Below are 15,284 nucleotides of genomic sequence, written 5' to 3' on the forward strand. Positions count from 1 at the left end.
GCTCTCGAGTCGGCGTCGTCGATGCAAAAAAATTGTCGACCTGCTGCGTCGTTCGCGCCGCCGGCTCAGAACGCGCCGGTGTAGACGCTGATGTCGGCGTGGAGCTCGTCGCGCAGCGCGGTGTGGACGTGACAGATGCCCTCGGCGCGCTCGGCGATGTCGGCCGCGGTCTCCTCGTCGAGGTCGGCCTCGACGTGGACGTCGAAGGCGATGGACTCCAGGTCGTCGTCGTCGTCGAGCGCTGCGCTCGCGTCGATCTGGACCTTGCCGAGCTCCTCCTCGCCGCGCTGGCTCCCGCCGACTCGGAACGCGGGGAGGTAACAGGAGGCGTACGTCGCGACGAGCGCGGCGTTCGGGTTCGGCCCCGTCTCGTCGGTCGCGTCGATCTGCATGTCGAACTCGCCGACCTGACTCGTGCAGGCGTACCCTTCCTCGGAAACGGTGGATGTCTCGATGTCTGCCATGGTCGTCTTCCGGTTCGGTCTCGCGAGGATAAAGGTTACCGGCATCGGCACGCCGGGCGCGCTCTGCCCGGCGCGCTCGGTCGGCCGCTCGGTCAGTCGTCGCCGCGCACGTCCGCCGCCGGTCCCGTCGCGCCGCGGAGGTCAGCCTCGATCGCCTCGAGCGTTCGGCCCCTCGTCTCGGGGACGGTCCGGTAGGTGAAGAGCAGGGCGACGACGCTGCACGCGCCGAACAGCCAGAACGTCGCCGGGGTACCGATTCCGTCGAGCAGCACGGGGAACGACAGCGCCACGGCGAGGTTCGCGAGCCAGTTGGCGACGGTCACGAGCCCCATCGCGCTCCCCCGGACCGCGAGCGGGTAGATCTCGGAGATGAGGAGCCAGAACACCGGCCCGAGTCCGATCGCAAAGAACGCGACGAACGACACGAGCGTGAGCGTCGCGAGCCAACCGACCCCGCCGGTGGGGTCGGCGAACTGGAAGACGAGGCCCGCGACGGCCAGCGACCCGATCATCCCTCCGGTCCCGACGAGCAGGAGGGGGCGCCGTCCGACGCGGTCGACGAGGAGGATGGCGACGACCGTCATCGCGACGTTGACGGTGCCGATGAACACCGACGCGAGGATGGACTGCGAGCTTCCGAACGCGGTCGATTCGAGGATCGTCGGCGCGTAGTACATCACTGCGTTGATCCCGGTGATCTGCTGGAAGATCGCGAGCCCGAGTCCGACGACCAGGGCCGGGCGTATCCACGGGCTGAGGAGGTCGCGGACGCCGTTCCCGGACTGCGCCTCGACGGTCGACTCGATCTCGGAGAGCTCCGACTCGATATCGCCGTCCCGCGTGCGGCGAAGCACGGCACGGGCCTCGTCGGTTCGCCCCTCCTCGTAGAGCCACCGGGGGCTCTCGGGCATCCGGAGCATCCCGACGGCGAGCACGACGGCGGGGATCATCCCAGCGCCGAGCATGATCCGCCAGGACCCGGAGCCGGAGAAGGCGTAGTTGACGAAGTATGACGAGAGAATCCCCACGGTGACCATCAGCTGGTTCAGCGACGTGAGTCCGCCGCGGACGGACGGGGGTGCGATCTCGGAGATGTACAGGGGGCCGACGATCGACGCGAAGCCGATGGCGACCCCGTCGATCATCCGCCCCGCGACGAGCACTTCGACCGTCGGCGCGACCGCCATCAGGAACGAACCGACGAAGAACACCCCGGCCGAGAGGAGGATGAACCGCTTGCGACCGATGCGGTCGGACAGCTGTCCGCCGACGGCCGCGCCGGCGGCCGCCCCGACCATCGCGCCGCTGACGACGATTCCCTCCACCAATGGCGTCAGCTCGAAGGCGGTGTCGATGAAGAGGATGGCTCCGGAGATGATCCCCGTGTCGAACCCGAACAGAAGACCGTTGAGCGCTGCGAGCGCGGAGACGACGTACACGAACCGTCCGCCCTCCCCGCGGATCACAGCCCGCATATCTGCGGTTGACATGGCGTACCAATCCGACGGTAACCGTCTTTTATTTAGAAGGCTTCTGATTTATTATTAATTTAAAAATGTTTGATTGTTATATGCCAGTCGAGGTGAAAATGAATCTACTACGCGCTGAATAATATTTATTCGAACTCGAATAGTATTCTACACTCGCGAGTCCGCGGCGACGCAACCGCGGATCGAAGGCCCGAGTGCCGCGGCTCGCCGGGTAGGTCGTTCGGTTATAAAAACGACCGCTGTCGCGTGCCGTGGCGACTACTCCAGTACGTACGTCTCGTCGCCGTCGAGGACGACGGGCTCCGCCGCGGCGCCGGCCGCCTTCACCTCGTTGACGAACTCCCGCGTCTCGATCTCGATCGGCGGGAACGTGTCGTAATGCATCGGGAACACCACGTCGGCGCCCACCCAGTCGGCGGCGATGCCGGCCCCCGCGGGCCCCATCGTGAAGTGGTCGCCGGTCGGGAGCGCGGCGGCGTCGGGTTCGAGGTACGGCGCGATCACGTCGACCATCTCGGACATCAGCGACGTGTCGCCGGCGTGGTAGAACGTCGTGCAGTCGGGGTCCGACTCCTGCGTCGGCTTCTTGTCGCCGATCACGAAGCCGGCGGGCATTCCCGCGGAGTAGTCGGGGTCGTTCTCGATCCCGTTCGAGTGGTCGGCGCGGACCATCGTCACCCACGCGTCGCCGCACTCGACGGTGCCGCCGATGTTCATCCCGCCGGCGGGAACCGTGTGCTCGTGGCCGAACTCCTCCTGGACGTAGGCGGTCAGTTCCGGCGTGGCGACCACCGTCGCCTCCGGAAACGCCGCGGCGTCGGCGATGTGGTCGCTGTGGCCGTGAGTCAAGAGGAGGTAGTCGGGGTCGAGCTCCCCGGGGTCGACGTCGGTCATCGGGTTGTCGAAGAACGGATCGATCAGGAGCTCCGTGTCATCGACGACGACGTGCCACGTCGAGTGGCCGTGCCAGGTGAGTTCCATGGTACGCGTAGCACGTCTCGGCGAGTCATAATAAAAGCCGACGCCGCGGTCACCCCGCCCGCTGGGAGAGGAGTTAACCCCCCGCCGTTCGAATCGGTCGCCGATGCCCTCCACGCGGAACGATCCCCCGCCAGGGACCGACCGATGTCGCGAGTGCGATCGGGCGGTCGCCCCCGACGCGAACTTCTGCCCGGGCTGTGGCGCCGACCTGCGTGCCGCGGATTCCCGAGACGACGCCCCGTCGGCGTACTGCGCGGCGTGCGGCGCCCCCGTCGCGGCGGACGACGAGTTCTGCGCGAACTGCGGCGCGCCGTGCGGGGACGCCGAAGTCCCGACCGGCGAGGCGGCGGCGAGCGGCGACGACACGGACTCGGAGGCCCGGCGAGCCTTCCGCGCCCGGGTCCGCGACCACCTCGACGCCGGCTGGGAGCTCACCGAGGACCACGGCGACCGAGTCGTGCTCGTCGACCGGGACATCGGATCGATCCCGGTCCACATCCTCCTGCTCGTGACGACCGGCGGCGTCGGGAACCTGCTGTACGGCTGGTACCACTACGCCGAGCTGGCGGAGACGCGCCGGCTCAGCGTCTCCGACGGTCCGATCCCCGACGGGGAACTGCCGACGCGCGGCGACGACGACCCGCTCGTCACGCTCTCCGGATACCTCTTGGGCGGCATTCTCCTGCTGATCGGGCTGGGTATCGCCGCCGTCGGGGCCGAAGCGGGAGCGACCGCCGGAGCGCTGTTCGGGCTCGGCTTCGCCGCGATCGGGCTGGCGCTGACGCCGCCCGCGGAGCGGCGACTGGAGCGCCGCCACGGCCTCTCCCGGTTCGGGCGGGTCCGCACCGTCGACCACCGGATCACCCCCGCGACGGAGCGGACGGCGGCGCCCTGCGTCGTCTGCGGCGAGGCGTTCGAGCGCGGGGTCGTCCGCCGGCGCCGCGACGAGACGGTCGTGGCGGGCGTCCCGATTCGGACCCACTCCATCAGCCACAACCTCTACTGCGCCGACTGCGCCCTCGCGGAACTGTTCGGCGACGGGAGCGACGCCGCGACGCTGGAAGGGGTCGTCGCCGACTCGGAGTCGTCCGGCGAGAGAGAGTCGGAATCGCCCGGCGAGACGGGGTCGGAGTCGCCCGGCGAGACCGGATCTGAGTCGCTGGATCGCGCCGAGTAACCCGCCCCGTTTGCCTCACCGGGAACGCTTTTGCGGCGGCCGCTCTATCGTCGGCGCATGCATCACGTTCGATTCCGCGACCCGGCCGGCTCGATCCGCGAGGGAACCTACGATTCCGAGACCGACACCGTCGCCTTCGCGGGCGAGGAGTACGCGCTGGACGATCCCGCGATCGACGTGCTTCCGCCCACTGAGCCGACGAAGATCGTCTGTATCGGCCGCAACTACGCCGACCACGCCGACGAACTGGGCAACGAGGTACCGGACCGCCCGCTCCTCTTCTTGAAGCCGCCGAACGCGCTGGCGAGCCACGGCGACGAGATCACGGTGCCCGCGGGGAAAGACCGGATCGACTGGGAGGCCGAGATCGCGGTCGTGATCGGCGAGCAGTGCAAGGACGTCGACGCCGCCGACGCGATGGACGTCGTGGCCGGCTTCACCTGCATGAACGACGTGTCGAACCGCGACGACCAGAATCAGGAGCAGAACTGGGTGCGCGGCAAGGCGTTCGACGGCGCCGCGCCGCTCGGCCCGGTGCTGGCGACCCCCGACGAGGTCCCGGACGACGCGAGCGTCGAACTCCGCGTCAACGGCGAGACGAAGCAGTCGAGCGACCGCGCGCACCTCATGTTCGACGTGCCGACGCTGATCGAGGAGATCACGACCTACCTCACCCTGGAGGCGGGCGACGTGATCTCGACCGGCACGCCCGAGGGCGTCGGCGCCCTGTCGGACGGCGACACCGTCGCGGTCGAGGTCGAGGGCGTCGGGACGCTCGAACACGACGTGCGCGTTCCCTGAGCCCGCGAGGGACGGGCCTGCCGCCGTTGTGCGTCTTCTCCCCCTGTTTGTGCGCTTCCCTCCCGCTCTCCTCTGTCTCGTCTCCGCTCGTTCCGGTCGAGCGTCCGCGCTCCCTGTCGCCCGATCGCACACCGTGTTTCCGGTGAACGATCGGTTCGGCCACTCTTAAGAGCGCCGCGCCCGGATCGACGCCCATGCAACCACGGGATCTCTCCGATCACTCGCCGTACGTGCCCGGCCGGGGCGTCGAGGAGGTCGCCCGCGACCGCGGGATCGACCCCGACGACCTCATCAAGCTCTCCTCGAACGAGAACCCCCTCGGCCCGAGCCCGGCGGCCGTCGAGGCGATCCGCGAGCACGCCGACCGCGTCCACCAGTATCCGAAGTCATCGCACACCGACCTCACCGCGAAGCTGGCCGAGAAGTGGGACGTGTCGACCGAGCAGGTGTGGGTCTCGCCCGGCGCCGACGGCTCGATCGACTACCTCTCGCGGGCCGCGTTGGAGCCCGGCGACGAGGTGCTCGTCCCGGAACCCGGCTTCGCCTACTACGCGATGTCCGCCCGCTATCACCACTGCGAGGTCTCGGAGTACGCCCTTTCCCCCGACGACGGGTTCGCCCAGGACGCCGAGACGGTGCTGACCGCCTACGGCGGCGAGCGGATCGTCTACCTCACGTCGCCGCACAACCCCTCGGGCTCGACGATGCCGCTCGACGAGGTACGGGCGATCGCTGACGCGACCGCCGAGGAGACGCTCGTCGTCGTCGACGAGGCGTACGGGGAGTTCGCCGAGGTCGACAGCGCGATCCCGCTCGTCGACGAACGCGACGACGTGGCGGTGCTCCGGACCTTCTCGAAGGCGTACGGACTCGCCGGGCTCCGAATCGGCTACAGCGTCGTTCCCGAGGCATGGGGGGAGGCGTACGCCCGGGTGAACACCCCGTTCGCGGCGAGCGAACTCGCCTGCCGGGCCGCGCTCGCCGCCCTCGACGACGAGGGGCACGTCGCGGAGTCGGTCGAGACCGCGCGCTGGGCCCGCGAGTACATCGCCGACGAGCTGGACGCCCCGACCGTCGAGTCGGCGGGGAACTTCGTGCTCGCCGAGGTGGGCGACGCGGAGCGCGTCGCCGACGCGGCCCAGGAGCGCGGCGTGATCATCCGCGACTGCACCTCCTTCGGGCTCCCGGACCACGTCCGGATCTCGACCGGCACGCGCGAGGGGACCCGCGAGGCCGTCGACCGACTCAACGAGACGCTCGCCGACCTCGGGCTGGGTGTCCGGGCGTGAGCGATGAGCCAGCCGACGCCGGAGACGGCCGGCCGACCCGCGTCGCGGTCACCGGCACTCCCGGCACCGGCAAGTCGACGGCGACCGACCTGCTCGCCGACGAGTACGACGTGATCCACCTCAACGAGCGCATCAAGGGCGACGAGTCGCTCTGGACCGAGCGCGACGCCGACCGCGACACGCTCGTCGCCGACCTCGACGCGGTCCGCGAACACCTCGGCGACTGGACGGGCGTCCTCGACTCCCACCTCGCCCACCGGTTCGATGTCGATCGCGTGGTCGTCCTGCGCTGTCACCCCGAGGCGATCGAGGCGCGGCTCCGCGAGCGCGGCGAGTCCGCCGCGACCGCCGAGGAAAACGCGGAGAGCGAGGCGCTCGACGTGATCCTCTCGGAGGCGGTCGCCGAACACGGGACGGAGAGCGTCTACGAGATCGACACGACCGGCCGCGACCCCGAAGCGGTGGCCGACGCGATCCGCGCGGCGATCGAGGGTGAGCGCGAGCCGAGCGCGGGAACCGTCGACTTCATGGATTATATATGAGCCCGCCGCGACGGTCGGATCGATAGATGACACTCGACCAGTACCGCTCCGTCGCGGACCGCCTGCTCGGCCCGTGGGTGCGCGCCGCGGCGCGGCTCGGGCTCTCCCCGGACCAGGTGAGCGTCATCGCGTTCGGCGTCGCGATCGCCGCGGCCGGCGCGTTCGCGGTCGGTGAGCCCGTCTTTTACCTCGCCGGAGCGGTCTGCGTCCTCCTCAACGGCTGGCTCGATCTCGTCGACGGCGCGCTCGCGCGCCACCTGGAGATCTCCTCCGACGGCGGCGACCTCCTCGATCACGTGCTCGACCGCTACGCCGACATCGCGGTGATCGCCGGGTTCACCGTCGGAGTGGACGCGTACGCTCTCGGCTTCGCGGCGGTGACCGGCGTGCTGATGACCTCGTACATGGGCACGCAGATCCAGGCGGTCGGCATCGGCCGCGAGTACGGCGGGCTGCTCGGGCGCGCCGACCGGCTCGCGCTGATGGGGATCGTCGGCGTCGTCGCCGCGGTCTACTCGGCGCCGATCGTCGCCGGCCTCACCGTCGTCGGCCTCCTGCTCGCGCTGTTCGCGGCCGTCGGTCACCTCACCGCGGTCCAGCGGTTCCTCGGCGCGTGGAGCGACTTATAACGCTTCGCGCCGGCGTCGCCCCGCTCCGAGAGCGAGCGCAGAGGAGAGACTCCGCCCGCACACGCCGGCCACCGGCGAGGGAACGCTTAAAAGCGTCCGGGCGGAACGGGTGCGTATGCCCACCTTCGAGCTGAACCTGTCCGACGACGTATACGCGGAGTTTCAGCAGCTCGCCGAACAGGAGTTCGTGTCCGAGGAGCAGGCCGCCGAGGACCTGATCGCGTCCGGCATCGAGGCGTACAACGTGAGCGTCGTTGACGACGAGCCCCGCGACGAGATGCTCGACGGCGCCGAGAACAACATGTTCGACACGGCGGAGGACCCGGGAAGCCTCGAAGACGACCGACTGTAGTCGAGATCTCCTCGCGAACTGAAGCCTGTTGCGCGGACGACCACCACGCTAGTAGCCGAGCCGCAGCACCCGGTTCGCGAGCAGCGTTACCAGCCCGACTCCCATCACGCCGGCGAGCAGCCCGAACGCGACCGGCCACCCGGCGGCGTCGGAGACGGCCCCGACGACGACGCTCCCCGACGCGCCGACGACCATGTAGGCGGTCCGGACGAGCCCGAAGCCGGCGCCGCGCTCCGCGTCCGAGAGGAGGTCCATGAACCGCGACTGCAGCGGCGCGCCCCACGACATCGCGAGCCCCACGAACCCGACGCCGGCGACGGTGACGGGGACGCCGAACCCGAACTCCGCCGCCGCGACGAGCAGGCCGTAGCCGACGACGCCCGCGGCCATCGTCGCCATCACGGTCGCGTCGCGGCCGATCCGGTCGGACACCGACCCCGTCACCGGCTGCGTCGCGCCGTGGACGAGGAAGTACAGCGAGAACAGCAGCGCAGACAGCCCCGTCGACAGTCCCGTCCCGAACTCGAGGAACGACGGGAGGAAGGAGGCGGTCGCCTGCCACGTGAACGCGCCCATCGTCGCCAGCGCGGTCGTGTAGAGGATCCCGGGCCGGGAGAGCAGCTCCGCGAGGGGTCCGAGCGCGAACCGCTCGCGCACGGGCTGGTCGGGTCTGAGCGGCTCGGTGGGGCGCACCCGCCACGCGAACAGCGCGAACACGGGGACCGCGGCGGCGACGCCGAGCGCGATCCCGGCGCGCCAGCCGTACCGCGATCCGACGACCGCGGCCAGCGGCGGGGCGGCGAGCCCCGCGATCGGCCCCCCGGCGACGTGGACGCCGATGGCCCGGCCGATGTCGTCGAACTGCCGCGTGAGGAAGGTGGTCGCCACCGAGTAGTGGAGGCCGGCGCCCGCGCCCAGCACCACGGCGAAGGCGATGAACGCGACGATCGACGGCGAGAGGGCGATGAGCAGGGAGGCGACCGCGGTGGCGCCGACGGCGGTCAGGATGACGGCGCGCTCGCCGTACCGGTCGCCGAGCACGCCGGAGGGGAACTGCGAGAGCGCGTACGCCACCCACATTCCGGACAGCCCGAGGCCGACGGTCGCGTTCGTGACCCCGAACGCGACGCGTATCTGCGGGATCAGCGGGCTGATCACCAGCCGCGCGACCATCGTCGCGGTGAACGCGAGCGTACAGAGGGCGAGCGCGGTGTGTTTGTACCGCCAGTTCACGGTCGCCGTTCACGACCCGGGTCAAAGCGGGTTCCGGTCGCGGCCAGCCGAACCGGGTGTGGTGTGTGCGTACTCATCGCGGCGTCCGGTGACGCCCCTCAGACCTCGAACTCGATCGGGTACTCCGTGAAGTTCTCGTAGCCGTCCTCGGTGACGACGACGATGTCCTCGATCCGGACGCCGCCCACGTCCGGGTCGTAGAGCCCGGGCTCGACGGTGATCACGTGGCCGGGCTCCAGCTCTTCCCCGCCGCTCGCGAGCCGCGGCGCCTCGTGTACGTCGAGCCCGACCCCGTGGCCGGTGGAGTGGATGAACCCCGTCTCGGTCTCGGGGTCGGTCCGAAACGTCGGCTCGCCGGCGTCCTCGTACACCTCACACGCCGCCGCGTGCACGTCTCCGCCGGTCGCGCCCGGCTCGACCGCGTCGAGCGCGGCGTCGAGCGCCCGCTCGGTGAGGTCGTACCACTCGCGGAGCGTCTCGCCCGGCTCGCCGACGCAGAACGTTCGGGTCATGTCGGCGTTGTACTTGGTCGCCTTCGACCGCGGGAAGATGTCCACGATGATCGCCTCGTGCGCTCGGAGCGGCCCCGACCCGCGGTCGTGGGGGTCCGCGGCCTGCGCGCCGCCGGCGACGATCGTCTGGTCGAGCGCGCACCCGTGCCGCAGCAGCGTCACCTCGATCTCCTCGGTCACCCGCTCGCTGGTGAGCGGCTCGCCCTCGTGGAGGAGCACCCCGGCCTCCGCGTCGTCACCCGCGCCGGCCACGTCGGCGCCGGCGATCAGGGCCTCGGCCGCCCGCATCGCCGCCTCGTTGGCGCGCTGGGCCTCGCGGATCGCGTCGACCTCCTCGTCGGTCTTGACCGCCCGGACCTCCCGAAGTCGGTCGTCGGCGTCGACGGCGACCTCGATCCCGCGCTCGCGGAGGGCGTCCGCGGTGCCGACCGGGCCGCGCGGCGGCATCGAGACGGACTCCACGCCCTTGTCGCGGACGAACCGGGCGTACATGTCGTTGCGGGCCTCGCGACCGCCGTACTCGTAGTCGTAGTCGGCGTGGCGCTCGACCGTGTCGGCGGCCGCCTCCTTGCGAGCGCGACCGTACTCCAGTCCGCCGACGAGAACGTGGATCTCTCCGTCGGCGTACAGCGTGAGGAAGGGGTCGGGACCGGTGAACCCGGAGAGGTACAGCTGGTTGGCGTCGTCCTGTGAGGCGTCGATCAGGTAGCCGTCCGTCTCGAGGTCGGCGAGCCGGTCGGCGAGCCGCGCGCGGTTCATACGTCACCTGCTCGGGCGACCCCCAAATCCGTTGTCCTCGCGGCACTCCCCTCGGCGGTCGCGGCGGCGATCAAGACGGTGGTCGAGGCGGGATTCGAGCCGGCGCTCGCTCCGAGAAATAGTTAAATAGGGGCTGTCGCCGATCGCCGATCGGATCCGGTCGTCGTTAAGGTTGGCCGAAAAAAGGTCAATAATTGCCGAATAGCGCCTCCTGAACTCCTCTTTCGGTGCTTCTCCGATCTACAATGAGGCCGAGGATTTAAATATTTCCGGCACTTACTTGACGATGAGGAAAACCAACCGAGACGCGTCTCTCGGTCCCCTCGTTCCCTCCACTTAATCTCACCAATGAGCGAAAACGTTCGAACGTATACGGCGGAGCACGCCGACGAGACCGAGACCGAGACCGAGACCGAGACCGAGTCGGCCGACGAGGAGCTGCGCTGCCCGGAGTGCGGCGGCCAGCTCGCGACCGACACGGAGCACGGCGAGACCGTCTGTGTCGACTGCGGCCTCGTCGTCGAGGAAGACGAGATCGACCGCGGCCCGGAGTGGCGCGCGTTCGACTCCAAGGAGAAGGACAACAAGTCGCGCGTGGGCGCCCCGACGACGAACATGATGCACGACAAGGGGCTCTCGACGAACATCGGCTGGCAGGACAAGGACGCCTACGGCAAGTCCCTGTCCAGCCGCCAGCGCGAGAAGATGCAGCGGCTCCGCACCTGGAACGAGCGGTTCCGCACCCGTGACTCGAAGGAGCGCAACCTGAAGCAGGCGCTCGGCGAGATCGACCGCATGGCCTCGGCGCTCGGCCTCCCGGACAACGTCCGCGAGACCGCCTCGGTCATCTACCGCCGCGCGCTCGACGAGGACCTCCTCCCCGGCCGCTCCATCGAGGGCGTCTCGACCGCGTCGCTGTACGCCGCGGCCCGGCAGGCCGGAACGCCGCGAAGTCTCGACGAGATTTCGGCGGTCTCGCGCGTCGAGAAGGACGAGATCGCCCGGACGTACCGCTACGTCGTCCGCGAGCTCAAACTGGAGATCCAGCCCGCCGACCCCGAGAGCTACGTCCCCCGGTTCGCCTCCGACCTGGGGCTCTCCGACGAGGCGGAGCGCCGGGCGCGCTCCCTGCTCAACACGGCGAAGTCACAGGGGATCCACTCGGGCAAATCGCCCGTGGGACTCGCGGCCGCCGCCGTCTACGCCGCCTCCCTGCTCGTCAACGAGAAGGTGACGCAGAGCGAGGTCAGCGACGTCGCGAACATCAGCGAGGTCACCATCCGGAACCGCTACCACGAGCTGTTGGAGGCCGAGGACGGCGTCGCGCTGGAGTAAGCCAGAGGGAGCGACCGGTCGACCGAAGGATTGGTCGGCCGAAGAACTGGCCGACCGAACGACGCCGCCGGTATCCGCCGCTTTTCCGAACGCCCAAACCGTCGCGAGCCGAGCCACCGGTATGGAGACCACTCGCCATTTCACGGCGACGACGTACGTCGTCAACGACGGCGCGACCGCCCTCCACGCGCACGAGCGGCTCGGGATCCGCCTCCCGCCGGGCGGGCACGTCGACCGCGGCGAGCTCCCGCACGAGGCCGCGCTCCGGGAGGTCCGCGAGGAGACGGGACTTGAGGCGGAGCTCGTCGCGACCGAGTCGTCGATCGAGGGGCCGAACACGCGCGGGCTCCCCGAGCCCGCCCACCTCATGCTCCACGACATCAACGTCCATGAGGACGGTTCCGTCGGCCACCAGCACGTCGACCACCTCTACTACGCCCGAGTCGACTCGCGCGCGATCGCGCCGAACGGCGGCGACGAGGTCGATCCCGAGAACTGGCGCTGGTACACTCCGACGGAGTTGGCCGAGAGCGACCTCCAACGCGACGTGATCGAACTCGGCCGCGAGGCGATCGCCGCGGTCGACGGAGCGTAGCCGAGCGCCGGAGTCGCCTCGGGTTACCCCCGGACCGCCCGGCGGGCACCGTCAGACGGCCGTCTCACGCTCCGGAAGGTATTTGGGTCGTTGCAGGCGACGTAAACGCAAGAATGGACGCAGAGCGCAGAGCGGAGATAACCGGGTGGGACGCCCGGGAGTTCTCGGACGGCTTCGAGGGTCTCAGGCGTCTCGTCGACCGGGGGTTCTCCGGCGCGGTGACGAACGGCGCGGGGTGGCTGTTCGTGTTCGAGGGCCGCGTCGTCGGCACCGCCGACGCCGACCTCGACGCGTTCGCGGACGCCTCGGGAACGATTTATAAAGCACCCGACGAGGCTCTCCCGGTCCTGTTCGCCATGCAGGAGCGGGGTGGAGAGCCGCGAGCGCAGTACTACACGAACGACACGCCGCTCTCGGAGGCCGACCGAAAGCTCTCGCAGGGCGGATTCACCGGCTACGTCGAACTGTCGGAGAACGTGCTCTCGGGCGACTACTACGTCACCTACACCGCGGGCGAGTCGATGGCCGCGGCGTACGTCGGCAACTCGCGCCGGCTCGAAACCGGCGAGGACGCCTTCGAGCTGGCCGACGACGAGGTCGGGATCTACACCGTCTACGAGGTCGACCTCGACGTACAGGAGATCCCCGAACCCAGTACCTCCGGTGGCGCGGGCGCCGTGGCCGCGGAGCCGACCGCCGACGCGGAGACAGCCGCCGATGAGGACAACGGCGACGACCACGCCGAACGCGGGGCCGATGGGGATCGCACCGGCGAGGGCCGCCCCGACGAGGACCGCATCAGCGGGGATCGAACCGACGAGGGCCGCACCAGCGAGGATCGAACCGACGAGGGCCGAACCGCCGGCGACGCGACACCCGGCAGTGAGGCCGATGAGGAGCCCTCCGACGAACGGACCGTTGACGAGCGGACTGCCGGCGGGACGGCTTCCGACGAGAGAGCCGCCGGTGGGCCGACCACCGACGGCGAGACGACCGCTGACGGCGAGACGACCGCTGACGGCGAGACGACCGCTGACCGCGAGGCGGAGCCGACATCCCGCGGATCCACGAAGCGATCCGACGAAGCGCCGCCGTCGGCACAGAGGCGGGCGAACGAGACGAACGGGACCGGCGGTGGCGCGGACACGGTCGAGCGGCCGGCGGCCGAGAGCGGAAACGGGGGCTCCTCCGGTACGGAGGCGCCGAGTAGCGGTCCTGCTGCGACCGACGCACCCGATTCTGCGGGATCTCCCCCGAACGACGACGTGTTCTCCGAGGAGGAGCAGTGGCGCGAACAGAAGTCGATCCCCGCGCTCGACCCGTCCGAAGCGAGCGATCCGCCGGGTGGTCGAGGCCGAAGCGGGCCCGACCCGAACGGAAGCGGACGGACCCAGAGTGAACCTGACGACCGGCGTCGATCCGGGGCAAGCGACCGAAGCAGGGGCGCCGGCGCCGCCGCTGACGACGATCGGTCTCCAGAGCCGCGCTCCACCGATCGGGACCGATCGAATCGCTCGGCCGTCTCACAGCGCGCTTCGAACGCGGGCGCAGGCGAGCGCGGCTCGCCCGACGAGCGGCTCGAACAGCTCCGCGACGAGCTCGAAGCCGCCGAGAAGAAGCAGGCGTCGCTGGCGGCGGAACGCGACAGACTCGCCACCGACCGCGACGAGATCGCCGCCGAGCGGGACGAGCTCGCGAGCGAGGTCGATCGGCTGGAGTCGGAGCTGTCGACGGCTCGCGAGGAGCGCGACCGGCTGGAGTCGGAGCTGTCGACGGTCCGCGACCGGCTTCCCGAGAGCGACCGGACGCTCTCCCCGGCGGAGGCGCGGAGCGGAACGAACCTCTTCGTCAGGTACGAGTCGAAGGGCGGCGCGACGCTCGAAGACGCCCACGACGGGGCGGTCGACCGCGACGCGCTCCGCGAGAACCTGCGGATCGAACACCACACCAGCTTCGAGACGGACGGGCTCGCCGTCGACGGTCGCCCGTACGAAGCGTTCCTGGAGGACACCATCGAGTACGGCTTCACCCGGTGGCTCGTCGAGGACCTCCCCTTCGAGGTGAGCAGCACCGGCAACCAGAGCGTGCTCCGCGACCTCTACGACGCCATCCCGGAGGTCGACCGCGCGGAGATCGGCGGCTCCGTGTCGATCGCGATCAGAGAGGGCGGGGAGGAGACGCGCGAGCAGCGCTCGTTCGACCTGGTGTTGCGCGACCGGATGGGGAACCCGCTGTTCGTCGCCGACCTCAACGACAGCCGCGACCCGACCGCCGAGGGGACGTTGGAGTCGCTGGTCGAGAATGGCCGCGACATCGCCGGATCGAACGAGCAGTTCGCCGCGGCGTTCGCGGTGACGGAGAGCTTCTTCGAGCCGGGCGCGCTCGAGACCGCGAGCGACGCGGTCGGCGGCGGGCTGTTCAGCCGCTCGAAGCGCGCGAGCTTCGTGAAACTCTCCCGCAAGCGCGGGTACCACCTCTGTCTGGTCGAGGCGCGCGACGGCGGCTTCCACATGACGGTCCCGGACCTGTAGCTGACGGGGCGGACGACACACTCGACCGACGTGCGATCGAAACGCGCCCGAACAAACCTCAAGCGGGCGTCAAACGCGACCTAAACGCTGTTTTGGCTGCCGTCACAACGCGGTTCGTCGCCGCCTTGTGTGCGGTCGAATCGGTTCAGTTCTCGAGCTCTGCGGCGTCGTCGATCCGCATGGAGCCGAGCTTGTCGACAGTCTCGTCGAGCTTCTCGTCGAGCTCGTCGACGAACTCGTGGGTCCGCTCGGTCGTGATCGCTCCCTGGCTGGACGGCTCGATGAGGTTCTCCTCCTCGAGCACGCGCAGCGAGTAGCGGACCTTGTGATGGGGGTACCCCGTCTCGTTCGACATCTTCACGATGCCGATCGGCTCGTTTTCGATGACCATCCGCAGGACTTGGAGGTGACGTTCCAGCATGTCTACCTCCTTCTCTAGTCGATCTATCATGGCACATGTTAACTCGTCATGCCCCTGTTTAAAAGTTGCTGTCGGAGGGCGTCCGAAATCGCTCGACTCGACGCTTTGACGTGGGAGTAGTTAACGCGTTCGATCGCACGGCTCGGTCGCCGTCGGCTTCGCTACCGCCCACT

Annotated in this window: 15 protein-coding genes; 9 read left to right on the forward strand and 6 right to left on the reverse strand. The window is 69.6% G+C overall.

Going from position 1 to position 15,284, the window contains the following annotated elements; translation table 11 throughout:
- Positions 1 to 65 precede the first annotated feature (65 nt).
- From DJ69_RS05135 to DJ69_RS05145, 3 genes are all read right to left on the reverse strand, one after another.
- A complete protein-coding gene (locus tag DJ69_RS05135) occupies positions 66 to 464 on the reverse strand; it encodes an OsmC family protein (RefSeq protein WP_099254612.1) in 399 nt (132 codons plus the stop codon).
- Positions 465 to 556: 92 nt separating this feature from the next.
- Positions 557 to 1,954, reverse strand: coding sequence for a sugar porter family MFS transporter (locus DJ69_RS05140; RefSeq protein ID WP_099254613.1), 1,398 nt, complete (start codon positions 1,952 to 1,954; stop codon positions 557 to 559).
- Positions 1,955 to 2,212: 258 nt separating this feature from the next.
- On the reverse strand, positions 2,213 to 2,935 hold the full coding sequence (locus tag DJ69_RS05145) for a metal-dependent hydrolase (RefSeq protein ID WP_099254614.1): 723 nt from the start codon (positions 2,933 to 2,935) through the stop codon (positions 2,213 to 2,215).
- Positions 2,936 to 3,038: 103 nt separating this feature from the next.
- Here DJ69_RS05145 and DJ69_RS05150 point away from each other — a divergent pair, with 103 nt between their 5' ends.
- The 6 genes from DJ69_RS05150 (at position 3,039) to DJ69_RS05175 (ending at position 7,725) form a co-directional block, all read left to right on the forward strand.
- Complete coding sequence (locus DJ69_RS05150) at positions 3,039 to 4,112, forward strand: zinc ribbon domain-containing protein (protein WP_099254615.1); 1,074 nt, start codon at positions 3,039 to 3,041, stop codon at positions 4,110 to 4,112.
- A gap of 57 nt (positions 4,113 to 4,169) precedes the next feature.
- Positions 4,170 to 4,913: a fumarylacetoacetate hydrolase family protein gene (locus tag DJ69_RS05155; protein WP_099254616.1), complete on the forward strand. Its 744-nt coding sequence runs from the start codon at positions 4,170 to 4,172 to the stop codon at positions 4,911 to 4,913.
- A gap of 194 nt (positions 4,914 to 5,107) precedes the next feature.
- Positions 5,108 to 6,202 carry a histidinol-phosphate transaminase gene (hisC, locus tag DJ69_RS05160; RefSeq protein ID WP_099254617.1) on the forward strand — a complete coding sequence of 365 codons (1,095 nt, stop codon included), beginning with the start codon at positions 5,108 to 5,110 and terminating at the stop codon, positions 6,200 to 6,202.
- The gene (locus DJ69_RS05165) at positions 6,199 to 6,744 is read left to right on the forward strand and encodes an adenylate kinase family protein (protein WP_099254618.1); all 546 of its coding nucleotides are present in this window, start codon (positions 6,199 to 6,201) and stop codon (positions 6,742 to 6,744) included. The genes hisC and DJ69_RS05165 overlap by 4 nt, the downstream gene beginning before the upstream one ends.
- Before the next feature lie 26 nt (positions 6,745 to 6,770).
- Positions 6,771 to 7,373, forward strand: a complete 603-nt coding sequence (locus DJ69_RS05170; protein WP_099254619.1) for a CDP-alcohol phosphatidyltransferase family protein — start codon at positions 6,771 to 6,773, stop codon at positions 7,371 to 7,373.
- A 115-nt stretch (positions 7,374 to 7,488) separates the two neighbouring features.
- Positions 7,489 to 7,725: a hypothetical protein gene (locus tag DJ69_RS05175; RefSeq protein ID WP_004045847.1), complete on the forward strand. Its 237-nt coding sequence runs from the start codon at positions 7,489 to 7,491 to the stop codon at positions 7,723 to 7,725.
- 48 nt (positions 7,726 to 7,773) lie between these two features.
- Here the strand turns inward: DJ69_RS05175 and DJ69_RS05180 are convergent, their stop codons facing one another.
- Complete coding sequence (locus DJ69_RS05180; protein WP_099254620.1) at positions 7,774 to 8,958, reverse strand: MFS transporter; 1,185 nt, start codon at positions 8,956 to 8,958, stop codon at positions 7,774 to 7,776.
- 98 nt (positions 8,959 to 9,056) lie between these two features.
- Positions 9,057 to 10,229 (reverse strand): M24 family metallopeptidase, encoded by a 1,173-nt coding sequence (locus DJ69_RS05185; protein ID WP_099254621.1) that lies wholly within the window; start codon positions 10,227 to 10,229, stop codon positions 9,057 to 9,059.
- Between the two features lie 348 nt (positions 10,230 to 10,577).
- Here DJ69_RS05185 and DJ69_RS05190 point away from each other — a divergent pair, with 348 nt between their 5' ends.
- The 3 genes from DJ69_RS05190 to DJ69_RS05200 all read left to right on the forward strand — a co-directional run bounded on the left by DJ69_RS05190 (position 10,578) and on the right by DJ69_RS05200 (position 14,690).
- A complete protein-coding gene (locus DJ69_RS05190) occupies positions 10,578 to 11,564 on the forward strand; it encodes a transcription initiation factor IIB (RefSeq protein WP_099254622.1) in 987 nt (328 codons plus the stop codon).
- A 121-nt stretch (positions 11,565 to 11,685) separates the two neighbouring features.
- Complete coding sequence (locus DJ69_RS05195; RefSeq protein WP_099254623.1) at positions 11,686 to 12,159, forward strand: NUDIX hydrolase; 474 nt, start codon at positions 11,686 to 11,688, stop codon at positions 12,157 to 12,159.
- Positions 12,160 to 12,272: 113 nt separating this feature from the next.
- The gene (locus DJ69_RS05200; RefSeq protein ID WP_099254624.1) at positions 12,273 to 14,690 is read left to right on the forward strand and encodes a DUF7527 domain-containing protein; all 2,418 of its coding nucleotides are present in this window, start codon (positions 12,273 to 12,275) and stop codon (positions 14,688 to 14,690) included.
- Positions 14,691 to 14,835: 145 nt separating this feature from the next.
- Here the strand turns inward: DJ69_RS05200 and DJ69_RS05205 are convergent, their stop codons facing one another.
- The gene (locus DJ69_RS05205; RefSeq protein WP_004045854.1) at positions 14,836 to 15,141 is read right to left on the reverse strand and encodes a hypothetical protein; all 306 of its coding nucleotides are present in this window, start codon (positions 15,139 to 15,141) and stop codon (positions 14,836 to 14,838) included.
- Positions 15,142 to 15,284: the final 143 nt, after the last annotated feature.

This window comes from Halorubrum persicum (assembly GCF_002727125.1).
In the GTDB taxonomy this organism is placed as follows: Archaea; Halobacteriota; Halobacteria; order Halobacteriales; family Haloferacaceae; genus Halorubrum; species Halorubrum persicum.

Bases quoted from the DNA above. Each gene is read 5' to 3' on its own strand.
- DJ69_RS05205 (WP_004045854.1), bottom strand. From the start codon at position 15,141: ATGATAGATCGACTAGAGAAGGAGGTAGACATGCTGGAACGTCACCTC.
- DJ69_RS05170 (WP_099254619.1), top strand. From the start codon at position 6,771: ATGACACTCGACCAGTACCGCTCCGTCGCGGACCGCCTGCTCGGCCCG.
- DJ69_RS05200 (WP_099254624.1), top strand. From the start codon at position 12,273: ATGGACGCAGAGCGCAGAGCGGAGATAACCGGGTGGGACGCCCGGGAG.
- DJ69_RS05190 (WP_099254622.1), top strand. From the start codon at position 10,578: ATGAGCGAAAACGTTCGAACGTATACGGCGGAGCACGCCGACGAGACC.
- DJ69_RS05195 (WP_099254623.1), top strand. From the start codon at position 11,686: ATGGAGACCACTCGCCATTTCACGGCGACGACGTACGTCGTCAACGAC.
- DJ69_RS05155 (WP_099254616.1), top strand. From the start codon at position 4,170: ATGCATCACGTTCGATTCCGCGACCCGGCCGGCTCGATCCGCGAGGGA.
- DJ69_RS05140 (WP_099254613.1), bottom strand. From the start codon at position 1,954: ATGTCAACCGCAGATATGCGGGCTGTGATCCGCGGGGAGGGCGGACGG.
- DJ69_RS05175 (WP_004045847.1), top strand. From the start codon at position 7,489: ATGCCCACCTTCGAGCTGAACCTGTCCGACGACGTATACGCGGAGTTT.
- DJ69_RS05150 (WP_099254615.1), top strand. From the start codon at position 3,039: ATGCCCTCCACGCGGAACGATCCCCCGCCAGGGACCGACCGATGTCGC.
- DJ69_RS05145 (WP_099254614.1), bottom strand. From the start codon at position 2,935: ATGGAACTCACCTGGCACGGCCACTCGACGTGGCACGTCGTCGTCGAT.
- DJ69_RS05185 (WP_099254621.1), bottom strand. From the start codon at position 10,229: ATGAACCGCGCGCGGCTCGCCGACCGGCTCGCCGACCTCGAGACGGAC.
- hisC (WP_099254617.1), top strand. From the start codon at position 5,108: ATGCAACCACGGGATCTCTCCGATCACTCGCCGTACGTGCCCGGCCGG.
- DJ69_RS05135 (WP_099254612.1), bottom strand. From the start codon at position 464: ATGGCAGACATCGAGACATCCACCGTTTCCGAGGAAGGGTACGCCTGC.